The 5,331-nt window shown below is 39.1% G+C and carries 5 protein-coding genes; 2 read left to right on the top strand and 3 right to left on the bottom strand.

The window, feature by feature from the left end; genetic code table 11:
- A partial coding sequence (locus C1642_RS19560; RefSeq protein WP_228153906.1) for an Hsp70 family protein occupies positions 1–831 on the top strand: 831 nt, incomplete at its 5' end.
- Positions 832–849: 18 nt separating this feature from the next.
- Positions 850–1,188: an ISC system 2Fe-2S type ferredoxin gene (fdx, locus tag C1642_RS14535; RefSeq protein WP_001137383.1), complete on the top strand. Its 339-nt coding sequence runs from the start codon at positions 850–852 to the stop codon at positions 1,186–1,188.
- Positions 1,189–1,232: 44 nt separating this feature from the next.
- Here fdx and C1642_RS14530 read toward each other — a convergent pair whose 3' ends face one another.
- The 3 genes from C1642_RS14530 to mfd form a co-directional block, all read right to left on the bottom strand.
- Positions 1,233–2,702, bottom strand: coding sequence for an adenylate/guanylate cyclase domain-containing protein (locus C1642_RS14530; RefSeq protein ID WP_001175670.1), 1,470 nt, complete (start codon positions 2,700–2,702; stop codon positions 1,233–1,235).
- Positions 2,703–2,754: 52 nt separating this feature from the next.
- Positions 2,755–3,189 (bottom strand): HIT domain-containing protein, encoded by a 435-nt coding sequence (locus C1642_RS14525; protein ID WP_000492048.1) that lies wholly within the window; start codon positions 3,187–3,189, stop codon positions 2,755–2,757.
- Between the two features lie 200 nt (positions 3,190–3,389).
- Positions 3,390–5,331 (bottom strand): transcription-repair coupling factor (gene mfd, locus C1642_RS19555; protein ID WP_228153905.1); only part of this gene is annotated, 1,942 nt, incomplete at its 5' end.

Raw genomic sequence — 5,331 nt, 5'->3', positions numbered from 1 at the left:
GTTCAAAAAGCAGTACGGGAAGTTTTTGCCCAAGAACCTCTTTGCACGATCAACCCGGATGAAGTGGTGGCAATTGGCGCTTCTATTACAGCCAACCAGTTAATCGGTAATAGCCAAGATGGCTCTCTTCTTTTAGATGTAACTCCTCTTTCTCTTGGTCTAGAGACTATGGGAGGACTCGTTGAGCGTCTGATATCTCGTAATACAGCGATTCCTGTTGCACGTCGTCAAGAGTTCACCACCTATCAAGATGGCCAAACTGCTATGTTAATTCATGTAGTTCAGGGCGAACGTGATTTAGTTGAACATTGCCGTTCATTAGGTAGATTTGTACTTCATGGCATTCCACCAATGACTGCAGGCCAAGCTCGTATTGAAGTCACTTTCCAAGTTGATGCAGATGGCTTACTCACCGTTTCTGCTCGTGAAGCAACTTCTGGCGTGCAAGCTCATATCGATATCAAACCATCTTATGGTTTATCTGAGGCAGATACGGAACGCTTATTAATTGAAGGTTTCCAACATGCCGAAGAGGATAAAAATCTTCGTCATTTAAAAGAAACTAAAGTTGAAGCAGAACGTGAGCTTGAGGCTCTTGAGCAAGCATTAAAAGTAGATGCAGATTTACTTGATGAAAAGCAGCTTGAAGCACTCAACTCTGCTAAGGAATCATTAAAAGCTCAGCTTGAAGGCAGTGATATTCAAGCAATTGAGCAAGCAGTTCAACAACTTAAAGTACATAGTGATGCTTTTGCAGCACTACGGATGAATCGACATATTGACCATGCCTTAAAAGGCACGAAGCTCGATGATTGGTCAAAATCAAATTAAAAGGTATAGGTGATCAATATGCCACGTATTAAAGTACTTCCTCACGCTCAATTTTGCCCAGAAGGAGCAGAATTTGAGGTTGAACAAAATGCAAATCTTTGCCAAAGTTTGCTCAACAAAGGAATCAAAATTGAACATGCTTGTGATATGTCTTGCGCATGCACAACTTGTCATGTGATCGTTCGTAAAGGCTTTGATAGCTTAGAAGAAATGAATGATGTTGAAGCCGATCTTCTAGACCGTGCTTGGGGGTTGGAACCTGACTCACGTCTTTCATGTCAGGTTAAAGTTGTAGATGAAGATCTTGAAATTGAGATTCCGAAATACACAATTAACCACGCTTCGGAAAATCATTAATAAATAAAAAAAGCTGCTTAGGCAGCTTTTTTTATTTATATAATTTATACCTGATCTTGTTCTTCATCGATATTTATAGGCTTAACTTCATCCTCAAGTCTAAGCTGAGCAACACCTTGAGTATTAACCAAAGTTTGTTGAACTTTAATGCGCTGAATCATTTTTTCAAGCACCTCAACCAACTCAGGGTATTCGTAGTTTTGTACTTCTTCTAAATTTAAAACTAAATGGAAACCTTTATATTCATAATCAAACCATTGTTGATGGTCTGATTTATTTCCTGTGTATTTTTCCATGACTTGCCATGTTTTTACTGCCCCTTGAATACCCTTTAAATAAATTGGGGTCTTAGGCGCACATAGAAAATCACTTTTGATCAATTGATAAGTATCATCAGAAATGAGTATTTCATCAATTTCAGCAGCATACTGTAAACGTGCCGCTAAATTTACATCGCGACCTACAATCGTATAAGCCATACGATGGGTTGCACCATAATTCCCTACGTGGCAATAACCTGTACTAATACCCATACGGATATGTAAGGCTGAATATCCCATTTTCTTCCATCGTTCGCGCAACAACTTCATTTGCTGACGCATAGCAATTGCCATTTCTACACAGGATTTGGCATCTTGCTCAACCCCTTGTGAATTCGGATCTCCAAAAAATATGAGAATCGCATCTCCCATAAATTTATCGACCGTCGCTTCATATTGCTTTGCAATTTCAGTCATATGACTTAAATAATCGTTCAGCAAGAAAGCTAAGTCATCAGGAATTAAAGTTTCTGATAGTTCAGTAAATCCCTGAATATCAGAAAAGAATACGGTCATTTTTTTACGTTTATATTCGATTTTTGCTTCGGCTTCCCCTCGCATAATCGACTGCCATAATTGTAATGGAGCATAGCGACTTAACTGATTAGCAAAAGCAATATAACGTGTCATCTGATCATAATAATGCTGACGTTGCTGACTAATTTTTTTAACCCAGCGGTGTTGGTAATAATTTCCGATAGTGATAAACATTACCAAACCAAGTAAGGTAATTACTGTTAATTCTTGGCTTGTGGCTTCGAAATATGGATGAAAACCAAATAGGAAAAATGTACTTAAATAAAAAATAATCGCCCCAAGCAGGCTTGTTAAACAAATAACTGCAAAGGAAATACGACTATTAATTGCTGAGTAAAATAATGCAAAAAGTGCAATAAATGTTGGAACGAGATTAAGGTGCACTCCTGCCAGAGTAACAGCCACTACAATCGCATCTATTGCAAAAAAAACACTTTTTTGAGTTTTCTTATCAAACTGGTACTGCAACCAGTGTTCTAGTTTAGAACTGACAAAAAGTAAAAAAAGAAAAAAAGGAGGAATATAGATTTGGTAATTAGTATTCGGTGAGGTAAAGGCATAGATCACTAAAATTAATGACAGAATTGAATATCCCATCAAACGATGAAAATATGCAAACTGCTTAGGTTCCCGATCTATAAACCTCTCTAATTGCACCCTATCCTCCACATTTCAATGTTGCCACATTGATATGTGGCATTACATTGATTTAATCCATGCGCCAATCAAAAGGCATATCACCTTGGCCACGTAGAGCAAGCATAAGAGTCTGACGCATATGAGCTAAAACATCACTTGTATATGGCACCGCTGGTGTACCCCATACAGGTTTCGGCCAAGCTACATCATTTTGATAGCGGACAACATGATGAAAATGCAATTGAGGCACCATATTACCTAAAGCTGCTACATTCATTTTATCAGCACGGAAAACGCGAGATAACTGGCTAGATAACCAGCTTGATTCACGTAAAAACTGTTCTTGGTCAGCTTGACTCAATTCGTATAGTTCCGTGATTCCTGGTACGCGTGGTACTAAAATCAACCAAGGAAATTGCATATCATTCATTAAACGACATGTTGAAAGCGGGAAATCGCCTACAAAAAAAGTATCTTGAGCAAGTTGTGGATGCAAACTAAACATATCTTTTATAAATGACAATAAACAATAATGGCTAATACTATCACATCAGTTTTGATGTGAATATTATTAGTAGCCCGTTTGCTTACAAATAACAATGATTTTATGCACTTATTCATATCTCAAGGTATAAATAGTACATAAAATCCGATTACATCAAAACAAATGTCCTAATTAGCTAGCGCTGGTTAGAAAAACAGGTCTCAGGCATGTAGTTCACTCATCAATTTTTGCAATAAATCATTGATAAATTGAATTCGTTTTTCATACTCTTCAAGCTGCACCATCACCTTCAAACGTTGGCCGCCTTCCATACGGTAATAAGTCGGATTTTTTTGCATTAACTGAATAATACTAATGGCCTGAACTGGCGTATCTGGTGAAAACTCAATATTTCCACCTTGAGTATTAATATCAATTTTCGTAATACCTAAATGTTCTGCTTTCAAACGGATTTGATGCACGCTAAATAAGTGCTTAACCGACTGCGGTGGAATACCGAAACGGTCAATAAGCTCCATACGGATGTTATCTAGTTTTTCCTGTGTATCGGTATTACTAATACGTTTATAGAATAATAGACGTTGATGAACATCACCCAGATAATCATCTGGAATAAGTGCAGGAATATGTAAGTTAATTTCGGCAGTTAACGACAATGGAGCATCAAAATTCGGGGTTTTACCCTGTTGAATTGCTTTAGTCGCTTTCTCAAGCATTTCCATATACAAGCTATATCCTATCGCCTGCATTGAGCCACTTTGTTGCTCGCCTAACAATTCGCCTGCTCCACGAATTTCCAAATCTTCCGTAGCGAGCATAAAGCCTGCACCTAATGTCGAAGCGCGTTGAATCGCATCAAGGCGTTTTTCGGCATCACCTTTTAAGTGTTTAATCGAAGGTACTAACAAATAGGCGTATGCTTGGTGATGCGAACGACCTACACGGCCACGTAACTGGTGTAATTGCGCTAAACCAAGTTTATCCGCACGTTCAATCAAAATTGTATTGGCATTTGGAACATCGATACCTGTCTCAATAATGGTTGAGCACACCAGCACATTATATTCTTTGTGATAGAACTGCTGCATAACTTGCTCAAGTTCGCGTTCACGCATTTGTCCATGTGCTACCGCTACACGTGCTTCGGGTACAAGCACACGAATATTTTCGGCAGCTCGCTCAATGGTTTCTACTTCATTATGTAAGAAATAAACTTGTCCACCACGAAGTAACTCACGCAAAATCGCTTCCTTGATTGAAGCATCTGTATGCTCTTGCACAAAGGTTTTTACTGCTAATCGACGGGCTGGCGGAGTCGCAATAATCGACAAATCACGCATACCCGAAAAAGCCATATTAAGCGTACGAGGAATTGGCGTTGCTGTAAGTGTCAACATATCAACATCGGCACGTAAAGCTTTGATACGCTCCTTATCACGCACACCAAAGCGATGCTCCTCGTCTACAACCATTAAGCCTAAATCTTTAAACTGAACATTCTCTTGTAGAAGCTTATGTGTACCTACCACAATGTCGACTTTACCATTTGCCAAGTCTTCAATATTTTTCAAATGTGTTTTGTTTGAACCAAAACGTGAGAGCACTTCAATACGTACTGGCCAATCAGCAAAACGGTCTTTAAAAGACTCATAATGTTGTTGAGCTAGTAAAGTCGTAGGAACTAAAACAGCAACCTGTTTGCCATTTTGTACTGCGACAAATGCTGCACGCATGGCCACCTCGGTTTTCCCAAAACCCACATCACCACAAACCAACCTATCCATTGGTTTTGCTTGCTGCATATCATAGAGCGTGGCTTCAATTGCATTAGCCTGATCAAGGGTTTCTTCATACGCAAAACCGCTTGCAAATTGCATATAGAGCGACTGATCCAGTTCAAAAGCAAAGCCAGGTTTTGACTGACGACGTGCCTGAATATGTAAAAGCTCGGCTGCAACGTCATGAATTTGTTCTAATGCTTTACGCTTAGCTTTACTCCAAGCATCAGTTCCGATTTTATGTAACGGTGCTAAATCCGGGTCGCCACCACTATAACGGCTAATTAGATGCAAGTTCGTTACTGGAACATAGACTTTTGCATCTTCGGCATAATCTAGTTGTAAGAACTCATAGTCTTGTCCT

The sequence above is a fragment of the Acinetobacter sp. AKBS16 genome (assembly GCF_002899995.1).
Classification (GTDB): Bacteria; Pseudomonadota; Gammaproteobacteria; order Pseudomonadales; family Moraxellaceae; genus Acinetobacter; species Acinetobacter baumannii.
This window is presented reverse-complemented; position numbering and strand designations above follow the sequence as displayed.